Source organism: Roseateles toxinivorans (genome assembly GCF_004362525.1).
GTDB classification, from domain to species: Bacteria; Pseudomonadota; Gammaproteobacteria; order Burkholderiales; family Burkholderiaceae_C; genus Paucibacter; species Paucibacter toxinivorans.
This window is the reverse complement of the sequence record NZ_SNXS01000002.1, coordinates 90,167-113,620: the sequence shown is the minus strand read 5'-3', so window position 1 is coordinate 113,620 and position 23,454 is coordinate 90,167. Positions and strand designations below refer to the sequence as shown.

Annotated in this window: 19 protein-coding genes; 6 read left to right on the top strand and 13 right to left on the bottom strand. The window is 67.2% G+C overall.

What is annotated here, in order from left to right:
* Positions 1 to 12 precede the first annotated feature (12 nt).
* A complete protein-coding gene (locus tag DES47_RS06170) occupies positions 13 to 990 on the top strand; it encodes an AraC-like ligand-binding domain-containing protein (protein WP_133700758.1) in 978 nt (325 codons plus the stop codon).
* Here the strand turns inward: DES47_RS06170 and DES47_RS06165 are convergent.
* The 13 genes from DES47_RS06165 to DES47_RS29540 form a co-directional block, all read right to left on the bottom strand.
* Positions 984 to 1,697, bottom strand: coding sequence for an ABC transporter ATP-binding protein (locus DES47_RS06165; protein ID WP_208114922.1), 714 nt, complete (start codon positions 1,695 to 1,697; stop codon positions 984 to 986). The two genes, DES47_RS06170 and DES47_RS06165, sit on opposite strands and share 7 nt — an antisense overlap.
* A 13-nt stretch (positions 1,698 to 1,710) precedes the next feature.
* Entirely contained in the window at positions 1,711 to 2,415 is a 705-nt protein-coding gene (locus tag DES47_RS06160) for an ABC transporter ATP-binding protein (RefSeq protein WP_133699815.1), read from the bottom strand.
* The gene (locus DES47_RS06155) at positions 2,412 to 3,473 is read right to left on the bottom strand and encodes an ABC transporter permease subunit (protein WP_133700757.1); all 1,062 of its coding nucleotides are present in this window, start codon (positions 3,471 to 3,473) and stop codon (positions 2,412 to 2,414) included. Before DES47_RS06155 ends, DES47_RS06160 begins: the two co-directional genes overlap by 4 nt.
* Positions 3,474 to 3,488: 15 nt before the next feature.
* Positions 3,489 to 4,346, bottom strand: a complete 858-nt coding sequence (locus DES47_RS06150; protein ID WP_133699814.1) for a branched-chain amino acid ABC transporter permease — start codon at positions 4,344 to 4,346, stop codon at positions 3,489 to 3,491.
* 3 nt (positions 4,347 to 4,349) lie between these two features.
* Positions 4,350 to 5,606: an ABC transporter substrate-binding protein gene (locus tag DES47_RS06145; RefSeq protein ID WP_133699813.1), complete on the bottom strand. Its 1,257-nt coding sequence runs from the start codon at positions 5,604 to 5,606 to the stop codon at positions 4,350 to 4,352.
* Between the two features lie 41 nt (positions 5,607 to 5,647).
* A complete protein-coding gene (locus DES47_RS06140) occupies positions 5,648 to 7,153 on the bottom strand; it encodes an aldehyde dehydrogenase family protein (RefSeq protein WP_133699812.1) in 1,506 nt (501 codons plus the stop codon).
* Between the two features lie 187 nt (positions 7,154 to 7,340).
* Positions 7,341 to 8,228 carry a SphA family protein gene (locus tag DES47_RS06135; protein WP_133699811.1) on the bottom strand — a complete coding sequence of 296 codons (888 nt, stop codon included), beginning with the start codon at positions 8,226 to 8,228 and terminating at the stop codon, positions 7,341 to 7,343.
* A 298-nt stretch (positions 8,229 to 8,526) separates the two neighbouring features.
* Positions 8,527 to 8,916 carry a nuclear transport factor 2 family protein gene (locus DES47_RS06130; RefSeq protein WP_133699810.1) on the bottom strand — a complete coding sequence of 130 codons (390 nt, stop codon included), beginning with the start codon at positions 8,914 to 8,916 and terminating at the stop codon, positions 8,527 to 8,529.
* A complete protein-coding gene (locus tag DES47_RS06125; RefSeq protein WP_133699809.1) occupies positions 8,916 to 9,713 on the bottom strand; it encodes a MoaF C-terminal domain-containing protein in 798 nt (265 codons plus the stop codon). Before DES47_RS06125 ends, DES47_RS06130 begins: the two co-directional genes overlap by 1 nt.
* A gap of 13 nt (positions 9,714 to 9,726) precedes the next feature.
* Positions 9,727 to 10,518, bottom strand: a complete 792-nt coding sequence (locus tag DES47_RS06120) for an SDR family NAD(P)-dependent oxidoreductase (protein WP_133699808.1) — start codon at positions 10,516 to 10,518, stop codon at positions 9,727 to 9,729.
* 80 nt (positions 10,519 to 10,598) lie between these two features.
* Positions 10,599 to 12,203 carry a GMC family oxidoreductase gene (locus tag DES47_RS06115; RefSeq protein ID WP_133699807.1) on the bottom strand — a complete coding sequence of 535 codons (1,605 nt, stop codon included), beginning with the start codon at positions 12,201 to 12,203 and terminating at the stop codon, positions 10,599 to 10,601.
* Positions 12,184 to 13,794, bottom strand: a complete 1,611-nt coding sequence (locus DES47_RS06110) for a methyl-accepting chemotaxis protein (RefSeq protein ID WP_166651876.1) — start codon at positions 13,792 to 13,794, stop codon at positions 12,184 to 12,186. The genes DES47_RS06115 and DES47_RS06110 overlap by 20 nt, the downstream gene beginning before the upstream one ends.
* Positions 13,795 to 13,929: 135 nt before the next feature.
* A complete protein-coding gene (locus tag DES47_RS29540; RefSeq protein ID WP_166651875.1) occupies positions 13,930 to 15,480 on the bottom strand; it encodes a methyl-accepting chemotaxis protein in 1,551 nt (516 codons plus the stop codon).
* 153 nt (positions 15,481 to 15,633) lie between these two features.
* On the opposite strand from DES47_RS29540, the gene DES47_RS06100 reads away from it, so the two are divergent.
* The 5 genes from DES47_RS06100 (at position 15,634) to DES47_RS06080 (ending at position 23,440) form a co-directional block, all read left to right on the top strand.
* The gene (locus DES47_RS06100; RefSeq protein WP_133700756.1) at positions 15,634 to 16,500 is read left to right on the top strand and encodes an HpcH/HpaI aldolase/citrate lyase family protein; all 867 of its coding nucleotides are present in this window, start codon (positions 15,634 to 15,636) and stop codon (positions 16,498 to 16,500) included.
* 61 nt (positions 16,501 to 16,561) lie between these two features.
* The gene (locus tag DES47_RS06095) at positions 16,562 to 18,952 is read left to right on the top strand and encodes a sodium:solute symporter family protein (protein ID WP_133699804.1); all 2,391 of its coding nucleotides are present in this window, start codon (positions 16,562 to 16,564) and stop codon (positions 18,950 to 18,952) included.
* A gap of 12 nt (positions 18,953 to 18,964) precedes the next feature.
* Entirely contained in the window at positions 18,965 to 19,852 is an 888-nt protein-coding gene (locus DES47_RS06090; protein WP_133699803.1) for a LysR family transcriptional regulator, read from the top strand.
* A 97-nt stretch (positions 19,853 to 19,949) separates the two neighbouring features.
* Positions 19,950 to 21,014, top strand: a complete 1,065-nt coding sequence (locus DES47_RS06085) for an alpha/beta hydrolase (RefSeq protein WP_133699802.1) — start codon at positions 19,950 to 19,952, stop codon at positions 21,012 to 21,014.
* A gap of 263 nt (positions 21,015 to 21,277) precedes the next feature.
* Positions 21,278 to 23,440, top strand: coding sequence for a TonB-dependent receptor (locus DES47_RS06080; RefSeq protein WP_133699801.1), 2,163 nt, complete (start codon positions 21,278 to 21,280; stop codon positions 23,438 to 23,440).
* The last annotated feature ends 14 nt before the right edge of the window (positions 23,441 to 23,454 follow it).

Below are 23,454 nucleotides of genomic sequence, written 5' to 3'. Positions count from 1 at the left end.
TCCCCCGAGGCCATCATGGATCACCAATATTTCAGCACCCACGGCGAACATCTGGCGGACCGTGCCGCCGCCTGGGAACGCATCAACCGCAACTACTTCGGCGATCTGGGCGTCGATGCGCTGGACGACGGGCCGGTCGATGCCGAGCTGTCGGCCTTCAACGTCGGCCCGCTGCGCATGCTGCGCATCAGCGCCCCGCCACACCGTGTGCACCGTGAACGCATCTGCAGCGAGCTGCCGATGGACGCCTTGTACAAGCTTGTTTTGCAGCTGAAAGGCCATGCCGAGATCCGCCAGGGCGAGCGTTCCTTCCACCTGCACCCCGGCGACTGGAGCCTGTACGACCCCCGCGTGCCCTATTCGGTGACCAACTTCGAGCGCCTGGATCTGCTGGTGGTGCAGGTGCCACGCGAGTTGCTGCGCGGCTTCAAGGTGCCCAGCCTGCACACCTGCGAGGCCACGGCCAGCAGCGTGGTCGGTCTGTACGCGGTGCTCAGCTCCTTTCTGCGCTCGCTGTCAGAACAGCTGCCGGGCCTGCCCAATGGCGTGGGCCAGCCGCTGAGCGAGACGGTGATAGGCCTGCTGGCCTCGACGCTGGCCGCCTATCAGGGCGAGGCCAGCGAACACACCACCCTGCCCAGCGTGCTGCGCGCCCGCGTCAAGCAGTATGTGCATGCCCACCTGGCCGAGTCGGACCTCAGCATCGAGCGCATCGCGCTGGCCATGCGCTGCTCCAAGCGCTATCTGCACCGCGTGTTCGAAGACGAAAACTGCTCGCTGGACCGCTATATCTGGCAGACCCGGCTGGAGCGCTGCCATGCCGACCTGAGCGCGCCGGGCCGCAAGATGATCTCGGAGGTGGCTTTCGCCTGGGGCTTCAACAGCAGCGCGCACTTCTGCCGCATGTTCAAGAGCCACTTCGGGGAGGCGCCGCGGGAGTTCCAGCGGCGGGTGGCCGCCGGGACTGCAGCGCTACCGCTGGCTCACTGAGCCGCTGAGGCCAGATAGCTGCTGTGCAGGATCTCGGGCCGCTCGCGCAGCGTGCCCGAGGCGCCGTTGAAGGCAATACGGCCCCGCTCCAGCACGCAGGCCTGGGTCGAGATGGCCAGGGCCAGGCTGGTGAACTGCTCGATCAGCAGCACGCCCACGCCCTGGGCGGCGATCTGCTGCACCACATCGGCCAGTCGCTTGACGATCATCGGTGACAGGCCCAGCGACAGCTCGTCGATGACCAGATAGCGCGGCGCGGCTATCAGCGCCTGGGCGATGCAGACCATCTGCTTCTGCCCGCCCGACAGCGACTTGGCCGGCTGTGCCAGCTTGACCTCCAGCTCCGGGAAGACGGCCAGCACGCGCTGCAGCGCCGCGGGCACCTCGGCGGCCGGCAGCGCGCTGGCGGCCACGCGCAGGTTGTCGCGCACGCTCAGGTCGCCCAGCACCTTGTGGCCCTCGGGCACCACGGCCACGCCGGCGGCGCGCACGGCCTCGGGCCGCATTCGGTGGAGTGCGTGGCCGCTCAGCTCGATGCGGCCGCTGGTCAGCGGCAGCGCGCCGGCGATGGCCATCACCGTGCTGGACTTGCCGGCGCCATTGGCGCCCACCAGGGCGGTGATCTGGCCGGCCGGAATCTCCAGGCTCACGCCATGCAGCACGGCCTTGCCGCTGCGGTGCAGCACCAGGTCTTGAACTTGCAACATCGCTATAGCTTTCTCAGGTGCCGAGGTAGGCGCGGCGCACATCGGGGTCTTCCAGCACCTCGGCGGTCGGGCCCAGCGCCAGACGGCGGCCGAAGTCCATCACCAGGGTCTGGGTGCAGGTGGCCTTGATCAGGTCCACGTCATGGTCGATCAGCAGCACCTGGGCGCCGAAGCGCGCCGGTATGCCGACGATGGCGGCGCGCAGCAGCTGCGACTCCTGCTCGGTCAGGCCGGCACCGGGCTCGTCGAACAGCAGCAGCTTGGGCTTGCCCACCAGCGCCTTGGCCACCTCGACCATGCGGCGCTGGAACAGATTGAGCTGCTGGCCGGGCCGCGTGGCCACCGAGCTCAGGCCCGTGTAGGCAAGGATCTCGGCCAGCTGGGCCTGCAAGTTGGCCCGCTCGTGCGGCACGTGGTCGAGCACGGCACGGACGTTGTCCCAGACGCTGAGGTCTTCGACTACCTGCTCGGTCTGGAACGAGCGCCGCACGCCAAAGCGCACGCGGGCAATCGGCTTCATGCCCAGCAGCGGCGTGCCCTGCACATGGACCGTGCCCTCGGCCGCCGACACCAGGCCGCTGAGCAAATTGACCAACGTGGTCTTGCCCGCGCCGTTGGGGCCGATCAGCCCGCAGACCGGCGCGCTGAGGCTGGCGGTGAGCCCGTCTATGGCCTTGACACCCCAGAAGGCGACGCTGACCTGGTTCAGCTCGATCATGCGGGCCTCCCGCTCAGCCGGCGTCGCACAGCGGTCAGCGCTTGCAGCAGCTGGCCGGCCACGCCCTGAGGCGCGGTGATCAGCGCATGCAGCAGGGCCGCACCAAAGAAGATGTCGGCCAGAAAGCCGCTGACGTTGTAGTCCGACAGCAGCGAGGGCACGGCCCGCATCAGCAGGCCGGCGACGATGGGACCCAGCCAGTGGTAGACGCCGCCGACGACGCTCAGCGCAAAGGTCATCACCGAGTCGCCGGCGCCGAAGGCGCGGCCATCCAGCTGGCCCACGCCGCCGGCCAGCAGCGCACCGCTGACGCCGGCGCAAAAGCCCGCCAGGCCGAAGGCCCAGGTCTGGTATAGCAGGATATTGACGCCGGCGCTGACGGCGGCCGCCTCGCCGCGGCGTATCAGCGCCCAGGAGCGGCCGGCCTTGGTGCGGCGGTGCAGCTCGATCAGGCTCAGCACCAGGGCCAGGCAGATCACCACATAGCGGAAATAGGCGGCGTCGGACAGCGCCAGCGCCGGGCGCGCCATCATCAGCCGCTCGCTGCCGACGACGCGGCCCAGCCAGCCCTCGCCGCCATCGGGGAAACCTGTTGCACTGATCACGACCTGGAAGCCACCGGCCATCATCAGGGTGACCAGCGCCAGGTACAGCCCCTTCATGCGCAGCGCCGGCAGGCCGGCCAGCATGCCGATCAGGCATGAGGTGGCCCCGGCTGCCAGCACGCACAACTCGAAGGGCAGCTGCAGGCCGTGGCTGAGCCGCAGTGCGACCCAGCCGCCGGCGCCCAGCAGCGCGTGCTGGCACAAGGTCACCAGGCCCAGCTGCCCATAGAGCAGGGCCACACCCGCGGCGGCCACGGCCAGGGCCATGGCCGAGATCAGGCTCTTGATCCAGTAGGCATTGGCCAGCCAGGGCAGCGCCAGGGCGAGAAGCGACAGCAGCAACAGCATCGTCAGCCAGGAGCGGCGGGCTTCGCTGACGGCGCGGGCCAGTGCCTGCTGCAGTTCACCTGGTGCTCCGGTGCTGTGAGGGGAAAGGGTTTGCTCGTAGGACATCATCAACAACGGCTATCAGGCCTTGCGTGCATCGCTGCGGAAAAAGAGGATGGCCGCCAGCGCCACCAGAAAGGGCACGGCCGTGCGGTAGGGGGCGAAACCTGGCACCGTGATGGCCAGGGCCTCCAGCACGCCTATGCTGATGCCGGCCGTCACCGTCACCGGCAGCGAGTTCAGCCGGCCCAGGATGGCGGCGGCAAAGGCCGGTATCACCAGAAAGGTCAGCAGGGTGGCCTGCAGCCGCACGATATTGGCCAGCAGCAGGCCGCAGACGCCGGCGAAGGCGCCCGACAGCACCCAGGCCACCGTGTCCACCTGCAGCACGCGAATCCCCAATAGCGCGCTCAGGTCGCGGTCATTGGCCAGCGCACGCATCTTCAGGCCGATGCGGGTGCGGCTCAGGAGCAGGCCAATGCCCGCCATCATCGCCAGCGCCAGGGTGAGGCCGAGCACGCGGGTGTAGGTCAGGCGCACATCGGCGAACTCCAGCGCCTCGGCGTCGGTGGGCAGCACCAGCCGGCGCGGCTGGGCGCCCCAGTACCACTCGGTGAAGCCCATCACGATCAGCGCAAAGCCCAGCGTGCCTATGCTGCGTATGGTCGGGTCGCGGTGGGCCAGCTTGGGTGCCAGCAGCCGGCCATAGGCCAGCGACAGCGCCATCGCCGTGGCTATCGCGCTGGCCCAGGCCAGCCACTGCGGCCAGTCCTGGTCCAGCAAAGACCAGGCCACATAGGCGCCGATCGCGCCGAGCGCGCCGAAGGCGAAGTTCAGCACGCCCGACGATCGGTACAGCACCACCAGACCCACCCCGGACAGGGCATAGACGGCGCCGATGCCCAGACCGGAGACCAGGAAAGGCAGCAAGTCCACCATGGCTTACTTGATGCCCATCTTCTTCTCGTCGGCGCGGATGTCGGCCAGTTCGGGGTCATCGGCCGTCATGCAGCCGCCCGGGGCGATGGCCCAGGCGGTGCCGGTGCTGGTGGCCATCGGCCCGCTGTTGTTGGCGTTGTGGCGGCTGCCGTTGCCGACGTAGAAGGGCTTGCACAGGATGTCGCTCTTGAAACCGTTGACCGCGCGCAGCGCATTGCTGACGGCGGCGCGGTCAATCTTCTTCGGGTCCAGCTTCAGCATCGCTTCGGTGACCACGCGTGCGGCCAGATAGCCAGCCTGCGAGAAGGTGTCGCGCGGGTCGGACTTGTTGCCGTACTTGTCCATCAGCGTCAGCCAGTTCTTGTTGTCCGGGCCGCCGGCCTCCAGCGGCTGGAACTCGAGATTGGTGTCGAAGTTGTTCTTCCAGTAGGCGCCAATGGCCTTGGGCACCTCGGTGTTGTAGGCAGGGGCGGACGACACGAAGTGGATCTTCTTGCCCAGGTTCTGCTGCTCGGCCGCGGCCAGCATGGGCACCAGAATGCCCTTGGGTACGTTCATGATGATGACGTCGGGCTTCTTGCTCGCCGCCTGCAGCATCACCGAGGTGGCGTCGGCCGAGCCCGGGTCGATGACGATGGTTTCCGACAACACGCCGTTCTTGGCCCCCCATTCCTTCGGGCCCTCGCAGGCCCAGTTGCCCAGGCTGGGGATGTTGGGGATGATGCAGACCATCTTCTTGGCGCCGTACTTCTTGGCCGCATACATCGCGGCGATCGTGCCGGAGACGCGGGGCCCCGAGTTGATCGGCGCATAGTTCTTGGCATTGAAGCATTCGCGCGGCACGCCGACGCCGGCGATCACCATCACGTCTTCCTGCGCATACATCTTCGCGTTGGCGCCGCACTCGACGAAGCTGGTGTTGCCGGCCATGGCCAGCACCTTGCGGTCCTTGACCAGCTTGGAGGCCACCTGTGTCGCCGTCTCCGGGTTCCACTGGTCGTCGGCGACGATGTACTCGACCGGCCGGCCATTGATGCCGCCGTTGGCGTTGACGCACTTGAAGTAGGCGGCGGCGGCACCTGCGGCCGAGCTGAAGTCGTCGGGCCCGGTCTTGCCGACCACGGCGCCGATGGGCAGTGGTTCGCCGGTGGCGGCCTTGCCGCTGTTCAGCCCGCAGCTGACGTTCTGTGCCCAGCCGGCGCCGCTGAGCGCCGTCAGTCCCAGGGCCACGGGCAAGGCGCGTTGGATGAAGTGCTTCATATTGCTTGTCTCCTGTTGTGGTTGTGTGGTGCGCTCTGGGCTCAAACGGCCATGCACACGCTTTTCAGCTCGGTGAAACTCTCGACGGCGGCGCGGCCCAGGTCGCGCCCATAGCCCGATTGCTTGTAGCCGCCCAGCGGCAGGCCGTTGTCCAGCATGTTGTGAGTGTTGACCCAGACGGTGCCGGCCTTCAGCCGCGGAATCAGCCGGTGCACGGCCGACAGGTCGTTGGACCAGATGCTGGCCGCCAACCCCATCGGGTTGTCATTGGCCAGACGCACGGCCTCGTCGACATCGTCGAAGGGAATGACGACGATGACCGGGCCGAACACCTCCTCGCGCACGATGCGCATGCCGGCATGCACATCGGTCAGCACGGTGGGCTGCACGAAGTAGCCACCGGCCAGCGCCCGCTCTCCGCCGGTGACGACGCGCGCGCCCTCGGCCCGTGCCTCGGCGATGAAACCCAGCACGCGCTCGAAATGGCGCTTCGAGGCCAGCGGGCCCAGCTGCGAGGCGGCATCGAAGCCGGAGCCTATCTTTAGTGACTGGGCAGCCTCGGCCAGACCCCGCAGCACTTGGTCGAAGATCGACCGATGGACATAGAGCCGCGAGCCTGCAGTGCAGACCTGACCCTGGTTGAAGAAGATGCCCATGGCCGCGCCGAGGGCCGCCTTGGCCGGGTCGGCATCGGCCAGCACGATCATCGGCGACTTGCCGCCCAGCTCCAGCGTCATGCGCGCCATATTCTCGACCGCCGCATGGCCGATCTGCTTGCCCACGGCGGTGGAGCCGGTGAAGCTGATCTTGTTGACGTCCGGGTGGCGGGTCAGCGCCGCACCGGCCGTGTGGCCGCGGCCGCAGACCACATTCAGCACGCCGGCCGGAAAGCCCGCCTGCATCACCAGTTCGGCCAGGCGCAGCGCCGTCAGCGGTGTCTCCTCCGAGGGCTTGAGCACCACGGTGCAGCCGGCCGCCAGTGCGGGAGCGACCTTCCACAGGGCAATCGCCAGCGGAAAGTTCCAGGGCACGACCGCCGCCACCACGCCCACCGCCTCGCGCCGGGTGTAGATGATGTAGTGCGTGCCCGGTGGGCCCGGAATGGATGGGTCCAGGGTCTGACCCTCCAGCTTGGTCGCCCAGCCGGCCATATAGCGCACGAAGGCGGCACCGCTGCCGACATCGATCATCCGCGCAATCGCCTGCAGCTTGCCGCTTTGCAGGGTCTCCAGCGCGCTCAGCTCGTCGGCATGCTCGTCGATCAGCTGCGACAGCCTGTAGAGCAGGCGCTCGCGCTCGGCCGGCAGCATGGCCGACCAGGCCGAGTCCTCGAAGGTGCGGCGCGCGCTGGCCACGGCCAGCTCGACATCGCGCTCGTCGCTGTCCGACGCCTCGGCGACGACCAGCTCGGTGGCCGGGTCCACCACCGGGGTGAACAGGCCCGAGGCCGCCGGGCTGGCTCGGCCGTCTATGAAGTTGTGGTGCCGGTGGCGCGCGAGAAAGCCGACCTTGGCAAGCTGTTCAAGCGATAGATCTCGCGGGTGCATGAAAGAACTCCTGGGTCTTGGGGTGGCGCAGTCTTCGGGCACTGTAGGCAGGGGCCTGCCGCGGCGCTTGTCTGGCAGCGCAGCGCGGATTGCATGCCGGTGCACAGAGGTACGACCCCGCATTGCATGCGGGCTACAGCGTTCGTAGCCCGGATGAAGCGCAGCGCAATCCGGGGGGCACCGCCGCCTAGAAAGGAATCGAGAACTTGACCTTCAGCGCCGTGCCCTCGGCCCGGTTCTTGACCGAGAAGTCCTTCTGCCACTTGGCGGTGATGAAGAAGCCCTTGCCGTTGTCGTACTTGATCGAGGGCCCGAAGCCCATCGCCTCGCCCTTGGCATTGGCCACCGTCGCGCCATTCAGCTTGTCGGCCGTGACCTGCTGGTAGACATAGCCGCCCACGCCGGCCACCCAGCCGTTGCCGAAGCCATAGCCCAGCGCATAGTCGAAGTGGAATTCCTGGCCGGACTTGTACTTCGTGTCCTTGTTCTCGGCATTGAAGTCGTAGTGAAACTTGATGTCGGCATTGATGCCCTGCGGTTGCACATAGCTGACGGCGATCAGCGGCTCCAGATTCCAGTAGTTGCGGCTGGTGTTGGCCATGTCGGTCTTCTTGTACGAGCCGGTCGGCGCATTGACGTCCAGCGCGAACACATAGTGCAGATTGCCCTCGTGATAGCCGAGGCCGGGGCCGAACACAATGTCGCCCAGGCCGGTCTTGCGTTGGCTGCTGCCGGCCACGCTGACATCGACATTGAGCAGCGGAGCTATCACATGCCAGGCCAGCTGACCGCCCAGAATCTTGGTGTCGGTGACCCAGACGAAGCGCGGCGCGAAGGCACCGACCTTGACGTCGAAGGGCACATTGATGCGGTCGCCGTTGTTGTCGCGCAGCTTGGTCAGGTGGTCATAGCCAGCGTAGGCCAGCCAGTAGGTGCCGGGGGGCGGCATCGCGCCGACCAGATAGTTCTCATTGCCGTTCGGATAGACCCCGCCGCCGCCCTCGGTGGCTAGGGCGTTGCCGGCCAGCAGTGCCGCCATTGCGGCGAAGGTGATTGCGCTTATTTTGCGTGCCATGATGTCTCCTCTTGTTGATGAATGGGATCAGACAAGTCATCGTAGGAAGTGGAGAGGCAGGGCGTTTGACTGGAGATGCAGCGCCAGATGGACTTGCGCGCACGGGGGTGCAATGGGCGCTGTCGATCAAATGAGTCGGTTTCCGAAGGAGCCGGTGCTAGCGTGACTCGAGCTGCGGGCCTACCCAGCCTTCTGCGTCGCTAAAAGCCCGCAGATCGACGATGAAGAAAAAAGCCGCCCGAAGGCGGCTGTGAATTCGGACGGTCCAGCCTGGAACCGAGCCATCCCACTCCTCACCCTATGTCATCGCCCGTGCCACCAGCAGGGTGTCGGTGAACTGCTCGAAGGCGCGGATCTTGCCGGCGTCGAGTTGCCACACATGGACGACGCGTGCCTGCATCGCTTTGCCGGTCTTGCGGTAGGTGCCCGAGTAGGTGCCCACGCCGGCAATCGTCGCGCCGCCGTCGATCAGCGATTCGAGCTTGAAGGTGTAGCCCTCCCACTCGCCGCCCAGCACCTTGAATACCTTGTCGATGATCTGTTGCGGGCCCACATGCGTGCCGGCGCAGGGGAAGCCGGCGGCCTCGGTCCAGCGGGCGTCGGGGGCCACGTCAGCCATCATCGCGGCGATGTCCTGGCGGTCGGAGGCCGCGTAGTGTTCCTGAATGATCTGCAGATTGGTGCGCATCAGACTGGCTCCTCGCCTTGGGCGTAGAAAGTCATGGAAGCCTTGCGCATGAAAGCGCCGGCCGGGTTGTTGGCAATCTCGCCGGCGCCGGTCAGGCCCAGGAACTTGCCGGTGGAGCGGCCTGCCGCGAAGTTGAAGAAGAACACCGAGGCGACCGGGATCTTGAACTCGCGGAAGGTGAAGATGTACTGGTTCTCGTCGAATTTGTAGTAGCTGGCCAGGTCCACATCGCCATGGCCGCGCTGCACGCCCACCAGGCATTGCCAGGCGTAACGGCTGGAGCTCAGATAGGTGTGCTCGTAGGTGTGGCTGGGGCTGTAGGTCTGCCAGGTTCGCAGGCCTATCAGATCGCGCGTCGGTGCGGGCACCGGGCCGGTGGTGGCGGATGGGTCGTCGCCCAGCGTGCCGACCCAGAAGTCCTGCGGCACGCGGGGCTCGCCGCCGGCCGCTTCCGTACTGATGATCTGGCAGCGAATCGCCAGCACGCGCAAAGTGCGGGTGTTGACGATCACCGTCAGCGCCTCCTGCGGACGCGAGGCCTGGGTGATGTCGATGAAGAAGGTGTCGGGGGCGACCTCGATCGCCTCATACCAGTCCTCGCCATGCCCGTGGTGCTGGCCCTGCTCGGACCAGCTCAGGCGGTGCGGATCGCTGGGGCTCAGGGTCAGCACAAAGGCGGGCAGGTTCAGACGCAGCGTCTTGCCGACCAGGGCGGCCGAGGCGGGCAGGCGGTTGCTGGCGATGCCGTCGGCGAAGTCGTCGTAGTTCTTCCAGCCCGCGGGGCGTTGGTTGCTCATGGAGTCTCCGTTATCAATCAGCAAAGGCAATCGTCGGCAGATCGACGGCGGAGGCACCGCCGTCCACCATCAGCGAAGTGCCGGTGATCATGGCGGCCAGCGGTGAGGCCAGGAACAGCACCGCATTGGCCACGTCATCGGCCGAGGCGGCGCGGCGCATGGGCACGTTGCGCGTGACCCTGTCGTAGGCGGCATCCACATCAGCGAGCTGGTATTTGTCGATCAATACCTGCATCTGCTCGTCGGCCATGGCCGTGCGCACCCAGCCGGGGCAGACGGCGTTGACGCGCACGCCCTGCGGCCCGTAGTCGCGGGCCAGCGAGCGGGTCAGGCCGATCAGGGCATGCTTCATCGTCACATAGCCGACCACACCCGGGCCGGCGAAGTGCCCGGCCAGCGAGGACAGGATGACGATGTTGCCGCGTTGCGCGATCAGGTCGGGCAGGGCCTCGCGGGCGCAGACGAAGGCGGTGTCCAGGTTCAGGCGCGTGGCCTGGGCCCAGGAATCGTCCGTCGTGTCGATGGCCGTGCCGATGCCGTGGCCGCCGGCATTGGCCACCAGCAGGTCGACCTTGCCGAAGGCCTCGTGCGCCTGGGCCAGCGCCTTGCGCACATCGGCGGCGTCGGCCGCATCGCCGGCCAAGGCCAGGCCACCCAGCGGTTGGGCCACGGCCTGCAGCGGCTCCAGCCGCCGGCCCATCAGCACCACCTTGGCGCCGGCCGCGGCCAGCTGCTGGGCCACGGCCGCGCCGATGCCGGTGCCGCCCCCGGTGATGAAGGCTACCTTGCCGTGGAATGAATTCATGCCTGTCTCCCGACTGCTATTGATGCCGGCACTCTAGGTGGCCATGGCGACGATTGTTTGACTGACAGTGCAGCCTTGCTTCAGCGTGGAGGCACGGCTTCGTTCAACATAATTTCAGCGCAGCGCTCGGCGATCATCACGGTGGGCGCATTGGTGTTGGCGCTGATCAAGGTGGGCATCACTGAGGCGTCGCAGACGCGCAGGCGGCGGATGCCGTGCACCTTCAGCTCGGGGCTGACGACGGCCATCGCGTCTATGCCCATCTTGCAGGTGCCGGCCGGGTGGTAGACGGTCTTGGCATGGCTGCGCACGTGGGCTTCGAGCAGGCCGTCGGCCACCTCGTCCTGCACGGCCGGAGCCAGCTCGGCGCTGATCACGGCGCGCAGTGCCGGCGCGCGCAGCATGCGCCGCGCCAGCTTGACGCCGCGCACCAGGGTGTCCACATCCTGCTGCTTGCTCAGGGCCCGGGCGTCGAACCAGATCGGCGCCATGGGGTCGGCATTGCGCAGGCGCACCACGCCGCGCGAGGCCGGCCGCAGAAAGCAGGGGTTCAGTGACAGGCCGTGGCCGGCCAGCGGCTCCCGGTTCACATCGCCCACCAGCGTGGGCAGCACATGAAACTGCACATCGGGGCGGCCGCTGCCGGTGGTGTCGAAAAAGCCGCCGGACTCGACCACATTGGAGCTCAGCAGGCCTTGCTTGTAGAGCGTCCACTGCAGGCCGTGGCGCAGCGCGCGCAGGCCCTGGTCCTGGCCCAGCAGGCTGATGGGCTCGCGAGCGCGGCCATAGACCGAAACCTCCAGATGGTCCTGGTAGTTCTCGCCGACGCCGGGCAGATCGCGCAGCACCGGGATGCCCAACTGCTGCAGCTGCGCCCCCGGGCCTATGCCCGACAGCAGCAGCAGCTTGGGGCTGGCCAGCGCGCCGGTGCTGAGCACCACCTCGCGCCGCGCCAGCGCCAGGTGCTCGGTGCCTGCACTGTCGCGCCAGCGCAGGCCGCGGGCCTCGCCATCTTCGACGTCCATCTTCAGCACATGGGCACGGGTGTGCACGGTCAGCAGCGGATTTTTCAGCACGGCGGCCAGGTAGGTGGCGGCCGTGCTGGCACGTTTGCCGTCCATCGTCGTGGTCTGGTAGAAGCCCACGCCGGCCTGGCGGGCGCCGTTGAAGTCGTCGTTGTAGCGATGGCCGATCTGCTGCGCGGCCCTGACGAAGGCCAGGCTCAGCGGATGGCGGTAGCGCGTGTCGCTGACCTTCAGCGGCCCGTCTGTGCCATGGAACTCGCCCGCCAGACGCTGATTGCCCTCGGCGCGGCGGAAGGCCGGCAAGACCTGGCTCCAGTCCCAGCCGCTGCAGCCCAGGGCCGCCCAGTCGTCATAGTCCTGGGCCGTGCCGCGGGTGTAGACCATCGCGTTGACCGAGCTGCCGCCGCCCAGCGTGCGGCCCTGGGGCACGTGCATGACACGGCCCTGAGCGCCGGGCTGCGGTTCGGTTTCGTAAAGCCAGGTGCGCTCGGTGCCTATCACCTTGACGAAGGTGGCGGGCATGTGGATGAAGGGCGAGTCGTCCTTCGGGCCAGCCTCCAGCAGCAGCACCGAGAAGCCGGCCTTCACCAGCCGGTGGGCGAGCACGCAGCCGGCCGAGCCGGCGCCCGCGATCACATAGTCAAACTGTTGTTCTTGCATAGCGTACGGATTCGGGTGAGGCGGGCTGCGCAGGGTGCGGGGCCGGGGTGACTGGCGTTAGACGGAACACGCGCACCAACTGCACCAGCCGATGAGCCTGCTCGCTGAGGCCGGTGGCGGCGGCGGCCGACTGTTCGACCAGGGCCGCATTGGCCTGGGTCAGGCGGTCGATGTGTGCGGCGCTTGCACTGACCTGTGCCACCTGCTTCGACTGTTGGGTGCTGCCGCTGTGGATGCGGGCGATCAGCCGGGCCACGCCCTCGGCGCCGCCGACGCAGCGCTGCATCGCCTCGCCGGCATCGCGCGCCAGCGCCACCGCTTCTTCGGCGCGGGCGTTGGCGTCCAGCACCAGGGTCTTGATCTGGGTACCGGCGCTGGCACAGCGGCGGGCCAGGTTGCGTACCTCGTCGGCCACCACCGAGAAGCCCTTGCCATGGATGCCGGCGCGGGCCGACTCGGCCGCTGCGTTCAGCGCCAGGATGTCTGTCTGCAGCGCAATGCCATTGATCAGCTGGATGATTTCGCCAATCTGCTTCGAGTGCGCATGCACATCGTCGATGCAGGCAATCACCTTCAGCACCGTGCCGGCGCCGCTGTGGGCATCGGCGGCGGCGCGGGTGGCCAGCTGATTGGCTTCGGCCGCAGAGGAGGCAGTGTTGTCCGCCAGCAGGTGCAGCTCGGCAACCGAGGCGGTGGCCTCCTGCAGCAGGCTGGCTGTGTGCTCGGAGCGTTCGCTGAGGTCCTGATTCGCGCGGGCAATCTCCTGGCTGGCCAGCGAGGTGGCGTCACTGGCCTGGTGGACCTGGGACACCAGGGTGCGCAGCCCGCTCTGCATGCCGGCCAGCGCCCGCTGCAAGTCACCGACCTCGGCCGCGCCATCCTGGGCCAGCTGACCGGACAGGTCGCCATCGGCCATCGCCCTGGCCTGGCCCACCACGGCCCGTACGGGACGGCTGATGCCGCGAACCAGTCGCCAGGCGAACAGGGTGGCGCTGGCGATGGCCGCGCATAGCAGGAGGGCGACCCAGGCCTGGGCCGTGCTGACGCGCTCGCCGGCCTGCGCGCCGGCCTCGCGCGCGGCGGCATCGGTCAGCCGCACCAGCTCGCCCAGTGCTGCCACATAGCGCTCGCGGGCCGGCGTGTGCTGCTCGGCCAGCATCTTCTGCAGCGCCACATAGTCGCCCTCGCCACGCAGCCGGGTGATCTCGGTGGTGAGCGCGGCGAACTCGGACGCGAGCAAGTCGACGTTCTTGAACTGCGCGTACAACACAGCGCCTTGCGGCACGGCCCGCAGCGCCTCGCGCAGGGCCTTGGCCTCGGCCTGCGTCTGCTCGAAGGCGCGCTTGTACTCGGCCGCATAGGCGCCCAGCGCGACATTGACGCGCGTGGTGTCGCGCCACACATTCAACTCCACCAGGCCCTGCAGCTTCACGATGCCCTGGGCCAGCTTCCACTGCCTGTCCAGCAGCTCGGTGACCAGGTCGGCCGTGCCGCGCAGCGACATCAGGCAGAACAGCGCCAGCGCCGCCATCAGCGCGATCAATCCGGCAAAAGCGGCGCCCACCCGTGCGCCTATCGTCCATGTTCCCAACACGCCCTCCCTGTGCCGCGCCATGGGACGCGACATGCGGCCCCGGGCGGTTCACTGTGGGTAGCGAGTGTTGGCGCTGGCCGTCGCAGGCGCTTGCCCGAGGCGGCACTGGGTATTGATCGAGTGTGCCCTGGCTCAGCGCCCCGACAGCTTGAACACCGCCACCTCCTGAGCCAGCCGCATCGCCTGTTCCTTCAGCGATTCGGCGGCGGCGGCCGATTCCTCGACCAGGGCCGCGTTCTGCTGCGTCATCTGGTCCAGCTGGGCGACGGCCACATTGACCTGGCCTATGCCCTGGCTCTGCTCGCCTGCGGCGGCGCTGATCTCGGCAATGATGTCGGTCACGCGCTGCACCGAGCCGACGATCTCGCTCATCGTCTTGCCGGCATCGGCCACCAGGCGGGAGCCGCCTTCGACCTTTTCGACCGAGGTGCCGATCAGGCTCTTGATCTCGCGTGCCGCCTGGGCCGAGCGCTGGGCCAGGCTGCGCACCTCGCTGGCCACCACGGCAAAGCCGCGGCCCTGCTCGCCGGCTCGGGCCGCCTCGACCGCGGCATTCAGCGCCAGGATATTGGTCTGGAAGGCAATGCCGTCGATCACGCCGATGATGTCGCTGATCTTTTTCGAACTGGCGTTGATCTCGTCCATCGTCGAGACCACCTGGGCGACCACGGCGCCACCGCGGGCGGCCACCTCGGCGGCCGACGAGGCCAGCTGGTTGGCCTGGCGGGCCGAGTCGGCGCTCTGGCGCACGGTGCTGGTCAGCTCCTCCATCGAGGAGGCGGTCTGCTGCAGATTCGAGGCCGTCTGCTCGGTGCGCTGCGACAGGTCGGCATTGCCGGTGGCGATCTCCACCGAGGCGTGCGAGATGCTGTCGGTCGAGGCGCGCACATTGCCCACCACCCGGCCCAGCGATTCATTCATGTGCTGCAGCGCCTTCATCAGCGCGCCGAACTCGTCGCCGCGCTCGGTGCTGATGTGCTGGGTCAGGTCGCCGGCGGCGATGGCGCTGGCCACATCGATCGACTGCTGCAAGGGTTGGCGTATCGACTTGACCAAGGCGGCGGCCACCGCCATGCCCAGGCCGATGACGATCAGCGCGCCGATGCTGCCGTACATGACGATCTCGCCGCGCGCCGCCGCCGCTTCCTTCTGCGCGTTCTCGCCCTTGAGCTGCTGCAGCTTGACGAATTTGTCGATGGCGGCCAGATAGGCGTTGACCGAGGGCACGTACTCGTTCTTGACGGTCTCCTCGACGCCGGAGACGTCGCCCGAGCCGCCCAGTTCCCGCGTCTTCTTGCTCGCCGCCAGCAGTTTGCCGCCGAGGGCGACGATGTCCTTCAGCTGGGCCTTGTCGTCATCGGTGGTCGCCTCCTTGGAAATTTCTTCGCGCAGCTTGGCCACGCGCGGCGCGTCATTGGCCAGGTTTTCCTTGAAGAAGGCGCCCACCGAAGGGTCTGCGCTGATGGCCGAGGCCAGGCTGCGGGCCACGGCGGTTTCGGTCATGCCCTTCCATTGCGTGGCCTTTTCCACCAGCTGATGGGCCAGGATGGACTGGTCAAAGGCCTCCTGCTGAACCACCTGCGCCCGCCGCATCGTCAGCCCCGCCACCAGCAGCATGGCCACCAGCAGGAACAGGATGGCGCCCCAGAGCTTGCGTGAAATGGGCAGGTTGTTGAGGTTCATGCGTGCGTCTCCCGATTGATCAGTAAGAAGGTATCGGCGTTTTGACCCAAGGCTGAAGCAGTTGACCGGCCTCTGTTGCATAGAAAAACTATCGTCTGAAGATGCTGAGAGCAGTTTTTCTTCAGTCCGGGCTCCACCATACTGCGGCCCATGATGCGGAGCAAACTGTTCGTCCCGGGTGTACGGCCGGAGCTTTTCGACAAGGCCCTGGCCGGCGCCGCCGACGCCCTCTCCATCGATCTGGAAGACGCCGTGCCCGAGGAGCGCAAGGCGTCGGCCCGTGACTTAGTTCAGGCTTTCGTGACATCCGACGCGGCACGCAGCGCGGTCAAGCTGATCATCGTGCGCGTCAATGCCCTGGGCACGCCGCACTTCGAGGCCGATCTGCAGGCCGTGGCCCGGCCAGGCCTGGCCTTGCTGAACCTGCCCAAGCCGGAGTCGGCCGACGACGTTCGTATGGCCGTGGCGGCGCTGGAGCGGGCCGAGCGGGCCAACGGCGTTGACCAGCCGATCCGCTTGCTGCTGAATATCGAAACGCCGAAGGCGCTGCGCGCGGTGGCTGCCATCGCCGCCGCCCACCCCCGCGTGGCCGGCCTGCAACTGGGCCTGGGCGATCTGTTCGCGCCGCACGGCATCGCCCGCCGCGATGCGGCCAATGTGCATGCCGTGATGTTTGCCGTGCGCATGGCGGCGGCCGAGGCCGGGGTTTTTGCCGTCGATGGCGCCTTCGCCGATGTGGCCGACGCCGAGGGCTATCGCGCCGAGGCGCGGATGGCGCAGCGCCTGGGCTTTGCCGGCAAGAGCTGCATACACCCCAGCCAGGTCGCGCTGGCCCATGAGGTGTTCCGACCCGGCGGCGAGGAGATCGAGCATGCCCGGCGCGTGGTCGAGGCCGCGCGTGCGGCGGCCGCACAGGGGCGAGGGGCCTTTCTGGTGGACGGGCGCATGATCGATCTGCCCTTTCTGAGGCGTGCCGAGGCGCTACTGGCCGCCGCTGAGGCGTCTGCCGATCCGCCCTAGCGCCGTCGTCGTTGTGCCGTCTTGCGCCCCGCGCGCTCCTCCCCCCGTTTCCCGAGTCTCCATGAGCCCAGTCCACCGCGTCCTTTGCGTCATTGCCCTCCTGCTGCTGGCCATTTGCCCGCCGGTCCGGGCCGAGAATCTGGCCTCGGTGCGGATGACGGACCTGCCCTCGCTGCCGGCCGCCGAGCCGCTGCAGGCCCTGGTGGCCCTTGAGGGACGGCCGTTGGCGCTGGGCCAGCAAAACGCCTGGCTGCTGAGCGAGGACCAGAAGCGCTGGACGCCAACGAACTGGCAAGCACCTGCCCCGCTGCTGGCGGTGGTCGGTGGCGGGGCCCAGGCCTATGCGCTGATGGGTGCCGAGGGCCGGGTGCAGCGGACGGACAGGTTGACCCTGGTCCAGGGCCAGCCGACGCTGGCTCCGCTGCCCCCGTTGCCGACCGCACTGGCGCTGGCCCGCGGCACAGGCCTGGCCGGCAAGCTCTACGTCGCCGGACTGGGCGCGGATGGCAAGTCCCGAGTGCTGCAACTCGACACCCAGGCCAAGCAGCCGGCCTGGCGCGAGCTGGCGGGCTGGCCCGGGGCAGGGCAGCTGAGTTCGCTGGTCGGCCAGACGGCTGCGCTGTTCGCGACCGTCAAGAGCGATGGCCAAGGGGCCGAGTCCATGCTGCGCTGGTCGGCCGACCGGGGCTGGACCGAGCAGGGCGCCGTGCCCGGCCGCGTGGTGGCCGGTTCGGGCCGGGCGATGGGCCAGGCCCATGTGCTTTATCTGGTGCAGGCGGGTGCCGAGGCAGCGCCCAGGCTGATGAGTTTTCACACCATCACCGGCTCCTGGGCGGTGATGGCTGCACCCGACACCGTCGGCGTCAGCCAGACCGCCGCCTGGAACAACGGCGTGCTCTGGGCCCGCGCCGATGCCAACGGTCAGCACTTCGGCTTTGCCGAGATCGAGTCCGGCAAGCTGCTGCTGAAGTGGCTGGACTGGGTGGTGATCGTCGTCTATCTGGTCTCCATGCTGGGCATAGGCCTGTACTTCTATCTGCGCGAGAAGCGCAACTCGACCTCGGACTTCTTCGTCGGCGGACGCACGATTCCGTTCTGGGCCGCCGGTGTCAGCCTCTATGCGGCCAATACCAGCTCGATCAGCTATATCGCCATTCCGGCCAAGGCCTTCGAGACCAACTGGCAGTACCTGACCAACAACCTGATCGCCGTTGTGGCGCTGATGTTTGTGGCAGTTTGGATCGTGCCGCTGCTGCGCCGGCTGGACCTGATGTCGGTGTTCTCGTACCTGGAGACGCGCTTCCACCCGGCGATACGGATGCTGTCCAGCGGCCTGTGCATCCTGGTGCAGCTGGGCAGCCGCATGAGTGTGATCCTGTTCCTGCCCTCGCTGGCGATTGCCACCATCACCGGCCTGAACGTGGTCTGGAGCATCCTGATGATGGGCGGCTTCACGATCGCCTACACGGCCATGGGCGGCATGAAGGCGGTGGTCTGGACCGATGTGGTGCAGTTGGTGGTGAAGATGGGCGGGGCGATCTTTGCCATCGGCTTCATGATCTACAAGCTCAATGGCGGCTTCGGCGAGTTCATCGAGGTGGCGGCGGCGGCCAACAAGACCAAGATGTTCGACTTCAGCTTCGACCTGACCAAGGCCACCGTCTGGGGCTTCATCTTCCTGGTGCTGTTCGATGTGGTGCTGACCTTTCCCAAGGACCAGGTCTTGATGCAGCGCACGCTGTCCACCAAGTCGGACAAGGACGCCGGCCGCTCGATCTGGGCCTTTGCGCTGATCATGATCCCGGGCGGCTTCGTCTTCTACACCATAGGCACGGCGCTGTTCGTGTTCTACAAGGCCCATCCGGAGCGTATGAACCCGTTGCTGAGCATTGACGCCACCTTCCCGATGTTCATCGCCGCCGAGCTGCCGATGGGTGTGACCGGGCTGATCATCGCCGGCATCTTTGCCGCCGCCATGGCCACCCTGTCCAGCATCATGAACAGCGTGGCCACGCTGGCCTCGGTGGACTTCTACGAGAAGCTGGTGAAGAAGCCCGATCCGAAGAAGAGCGTGCTTTTTGCCGAGATCATGACGGTGGTGGCCGGGTTGATCGGCATCGGCTTTGCGCTGCTGCTGTCGCGCTACGACATCCACTCGCTGTTCGATGTGTCGATCGAGCTGGCGGGCCTGCTGGGTGGCGGCTTTGCCGGCGCCTACACGCTGGGCATGTTCACCCGCCGCGCCAACTCGCCGGGCGTGGCCATAGGCGTGGGCTCGGCCATCGTGCTGACCACCATCGCCTGGTCGATGAATCTGGTCCACCCCTATTTTTATCTGGCGATCTCCATCATGCTGTGCATCGTCATCGGCTATATCGCCAGCCTGTTCTTCCCGGCGCCGACGCGTTCGCTGCGCGGACTGACGATTTACTCCGATGAGGGGTATCACTGATAGCCTAGGCGTGTGGACACCCAATTCCTGCATACCTTCGTCGCCGTGGTCGATCACGGCTCCATGGCCGCGGCCGCGCGGCTGCTGAACATCACGCCGGCGGCGGTGGCGCAGCAGATCCGCACCTTGGAGCGCGAGATCGGTGCGCCGCTGATCGCCCGCGCCGGCCGCACCGTCAACGTCACCGAGGCCGGCTCGCGCATCCTGCAGCGGGCCCGCGATGTGTTGCGCGACGTGGCCGATCTGAGCACGGTGGCCAATGACGACGCCACCGCCGGCGAGCTGCGCCTGGGCGCCGGCACCAATGCGCTGACCGGCATGCTGCCCGACATCCTGGCGCGCATGGTCGAGAAGTTTCCGCGCATCAAGGTCTTCATCAAGCCCGGTTATTCACCGGAGCTGTACCGCAGCGTCGAGGGCGGCGAGCTGGACGCGGCCATCGTGCTGCAGGCGCCGTTCGCCCTGCCCAAGACCTGCGACTGGGAGCTGCTGCGCGAGGAGCCGCTGGTGGTGCTGGCCCCGGCGGCCATGGCCGGGCGCGACCCGCACGAGCTGCTGGCCAGCGAGCCCTTGATTCGCTACGACCGCAGCCAATGGGGTGGTCGCCAGGCCGATCAGTACCTGCGCTCGGCCGGCATCACGCCGCGCGAGCGCTTCGAGCTGAATGCGCTGAATGCGATCGCGGTGATGGTGGACCGGGGCCTGGGCGTGTCCCTGGTGCCCGACTGGGCGCGGCCCTGGCCCGAGGGCCTGCACCTGGTGCGCCTGCCGCTGCCCCGGCCCTTCGAGCCGCGGCGCATCGGCATCGTCTGGTCGCGCTCGACGATACGCATTCGGTTGGTGACGGCGTTTCTGCATGAGAGCCGCGTGGCCATGGCGGCCCATGTGGATGCGCCCTGAACAGACGCTATGAAAGCTGTCTTGTGAACCAAGCCAGCGCTGCTGTGATCGCGGTGGATGCTCGCCCAGACTCGGTCTCCCAACAGTGGAGACAACAATGAAAAAGTTCATCGAAAAGCACATCAGCCCCATCACACCTGCCCCCCGCCCCGAGGAGCCGGGCCCGCTGAGCCGGCGCGGCCTGCTGCGCGCCAGCACGGCGCTGCTCGGCGGACTGGGTCTGGCGGCCTGCGGTGGCAGCGAGGACCTGCTGGCCGTCGTCACGCCGCCCCCGCCCACGCCCGCACCGCCGCCACCGCCCCCGGCACCGTCGGCCAGCAGCATCACCGAGTTCAGCTTTGCCTCGCCGGTGCTGGGCGGCACGCGCTACTACAAGGTCTATCTGCCGGCCGGCTACCAGACCTCGGGTCTGCGCTATCCGGTGATCTATCTGCTGCATGGCCGGGGCGACAGCCTGTCTGCCTGGGACCGCAACAAGGCGCTGCTGGACGAGCTGATCGCCGGCGGCAAGATGCCGGCCATGATTGCCGTCATGCCGGACTCACCGTCCAGCGACCGCGGCGGCTACTGGGTCGACTCGGCCTACACCAAGGACTCGCTGCCCGGCGCCAAGGTCGAGACCGGCGTCATCGGCGAGTTGTTGCCCCACGTGGACGCGAACTTCCGCACCATCCAGCACCGCAATGCCCGCGCGCTGGCCGGCTACTCGATGGGCGGCTATGGCGCACTGCGCTATGCGCTGGTCTATCCGGAGCTGTTCTGTGCCGCCATCGTGCTCAGCCCGGCGGTCTATACGCCGCTGCCGCCCGCAGGGTCGAGCACGCGCGAGTTCGGAGCCTTCGGCAGCGTCAACACGCTGTTCGTTGACGAGATCTACCGTGCCAAGAACTATCCGGCCCTGCTGGCCGGCTTCGCGGCCAAGAACCTGCCGCTGCGCATGTTCATTGCCGCCGGCGATGACGAATACAAGAACCCCGACCCGGCCGAGGCCGGCAATGACATCGACCTCGAAGCCCATCTGCTGTTCAACCGCGTCTCGCGCGTGACGGGCATCAGCGCCGAGCTGCGCATCCTCGACGGCGACCATGACTGGGCGGTCTGGCAGCCCGCCTTGCGCGAAGGCCTGGCTTTTGTGGCGAAGAGCCTTCGCGCGCCCGAGTGAGTGCGCCGTCAGAAAGCCACAAAAACTATCGCCTGAACATAGTCGGGGATAGTTTTACTAAGCTCCGCGATCACTGAGACTGAGGACATCGCCGGGAACGCATGACAGCGTCGCGGAAGGAGGCTCCCGACTCCTGCCCCGCTTCTGACCCGCTTCTGCCCGGCGCTGAGCTGCCTGCCCGACAGCCCGGACCTTCAGCCTGCGAGGCGACTCGAAGACGCGAGGTCCGGATCTCCGCCACCCAAAAACAGAGCGAAAAAAACATGAGACAAGTTCCCGCCACCCTAACCACCCTGCTGCTGGTCAGCGCCATCTCGGCGGCCTATGCCCAGCAGGCCGCCCCCGCACCCGCCGCTGCCGCCAGCGTGCCCGAGGCGGGCAACAGCGATGCCAAGCGTCTGGAAACCACCATCGTGACCGGCACCCGCACGGCCAAGTCCATAGACAAGATTCCCGGTGCGATCACCGTCGTGTCCAAGGAAGACCTGGCCCACACGCTGGCGGTGACGGAAGACGCCAGCGCCGTGCTGGCGCGCATCGTGCCCGGCTATGCCGAGTCGTCGCAGGCCATGAGCAACACCGGCGAAACGCTGCGCGGCCGCATCCCGCTGCGCCTGTTCGATGGCGTGCCGCAGGGCTCGCCGCTGCGTGAAGGCGGGCGCAGCGCTACCTTCACCGACATGGGGGTGATAGGCCGCATCGAGGTCATCAACGGCCCGTCGGCGTCGGAAGGCGTGGGTGCGGCCGGCGGCATCATCAACTACATCTCCAAGGTGCCGACCAAGCAGGGCGACGAGTTCACGCTGGTCGGCCGGGTCAGCTCGCAGAACGGCAACGACAGCCAGAACTTCAAGCTGGGCGGCACCTTCGCCCGCAAGGCCGAGGCCTATGACCTGCTGATCTCGGCCGCGCACAGCGACCGCGGCATCACCTACGACGGCCATGGCCGGCGCATCGGCATGAACACCAGCGGTTCGCTCTCCGACTCGCGCACGAACGATCTGTTCCTGAAGGTGGGCGTCGATTTCGGCGTCGACAAGCAGCAGCGCCTGCAGTTCTCGATGAGCAACTTCAAGGTCACCGGCAAGGGCAACTACATCCTGGTGGATGGCGACCGCGCGACCGGCGTCACCAACACCTCCGAGCGCGGCCGGCCGCTGGGCGCCAAGACCGAGTTCAACGACTTCGAGCAATACATCGTGTCGTACCGGCATGACAACCTGTTCGGCGGCACGTTCACGGCAGATGCCTATCTGGCCAAGCAGGCGATGCGCTATCCGGCCGAAGATGGCGCCGACCGGCAGGATCCGCTGATCGCGCCGCTGGGCACCTTGATCGACCAGTCCGAGATCTATGCCAAGAAGAAGGGCCTGCGCACCGCGTGGACGCGTCCCGACATCTTTGCCGTCGAAGGCCTGGAGCTGCGCGCCGGCCTCGATGTGATCGAAGACGAGGCGCAGCAGCGCCTAGCGCTGACCGACCGGCTGTGGGTGCCGCCGATGCTGTACCAGAGCACCGCGCCCTACGCGCAGCTGTCCTATGACATCGGCCCGCTGACCCTCAGTGGCGGCCTGCGCCGCGAAGACGGCAAGCTGTCGGTGGACACCTACACCACCACCTACTTCCGCAACCGGGTGCAGGTGCTGGGCGGCAGCCTGAAGTACAACGCCAATCTGGGCAATGTCGGCGCCGTGCTGAAGCTGCCGAACAACTGGTCGATGTTCGTGGCACAGAGCAAGGGCTTCAGCCTGCCCAATATCGGCATCCCGCTGCGCAATATCAACAAGCCTGGGCAGTCGGTGGACGGCATCCTGGAGCTGCAGCCCATCCTGGTCAAGAACAAGGAGCTGGGTGCCAATTGGCGCACCGCGGCGGCCAGCTTTGGTGCCTCGTTCTATCAATCGGACTCGAACCTGGGTGTGTCGCTGTCGGTCGATCCGGTCACCAATGACTTCATCATGAACCGGGCGCCGGTGCGCATCCAGGGCATGGAGCTGACCGGCGAGCTGAACCTGAGCAAGGAGCTCAAGACCACGGCCCTGTACTCGCGCATCCGCGGCAAGACCACCTTCGTGGCCAACGGTCCGATGGACAAGAGCCTGGGCGTCAACGACGTGAACCCGGACAAGTTCGGCATGTCGGCCACTTGGAAGTACATGGCCAATGCGGACGTGACGCTGGGCTTCACCAAGCTGATGTCGCGCCACATCAATGCAGGCACCGGCTCGGAGGAGAACACCACCGGCTACACGCTGTTCGACCTGGACACCAACTACGACTTCGGTCGCTACGGCAAGCTGACCCTGGGCGTCGAAAACCTGGCCAACAAGTTCTACGTGCTCAGCTGGTCGCAGGTGCCGGGCTTCCGCAACTACTGGGCCGGTCGTGGTCGCGTCGTGACGGTCACGCACACGCTGACCTTCTAAACAACCCCGGACGG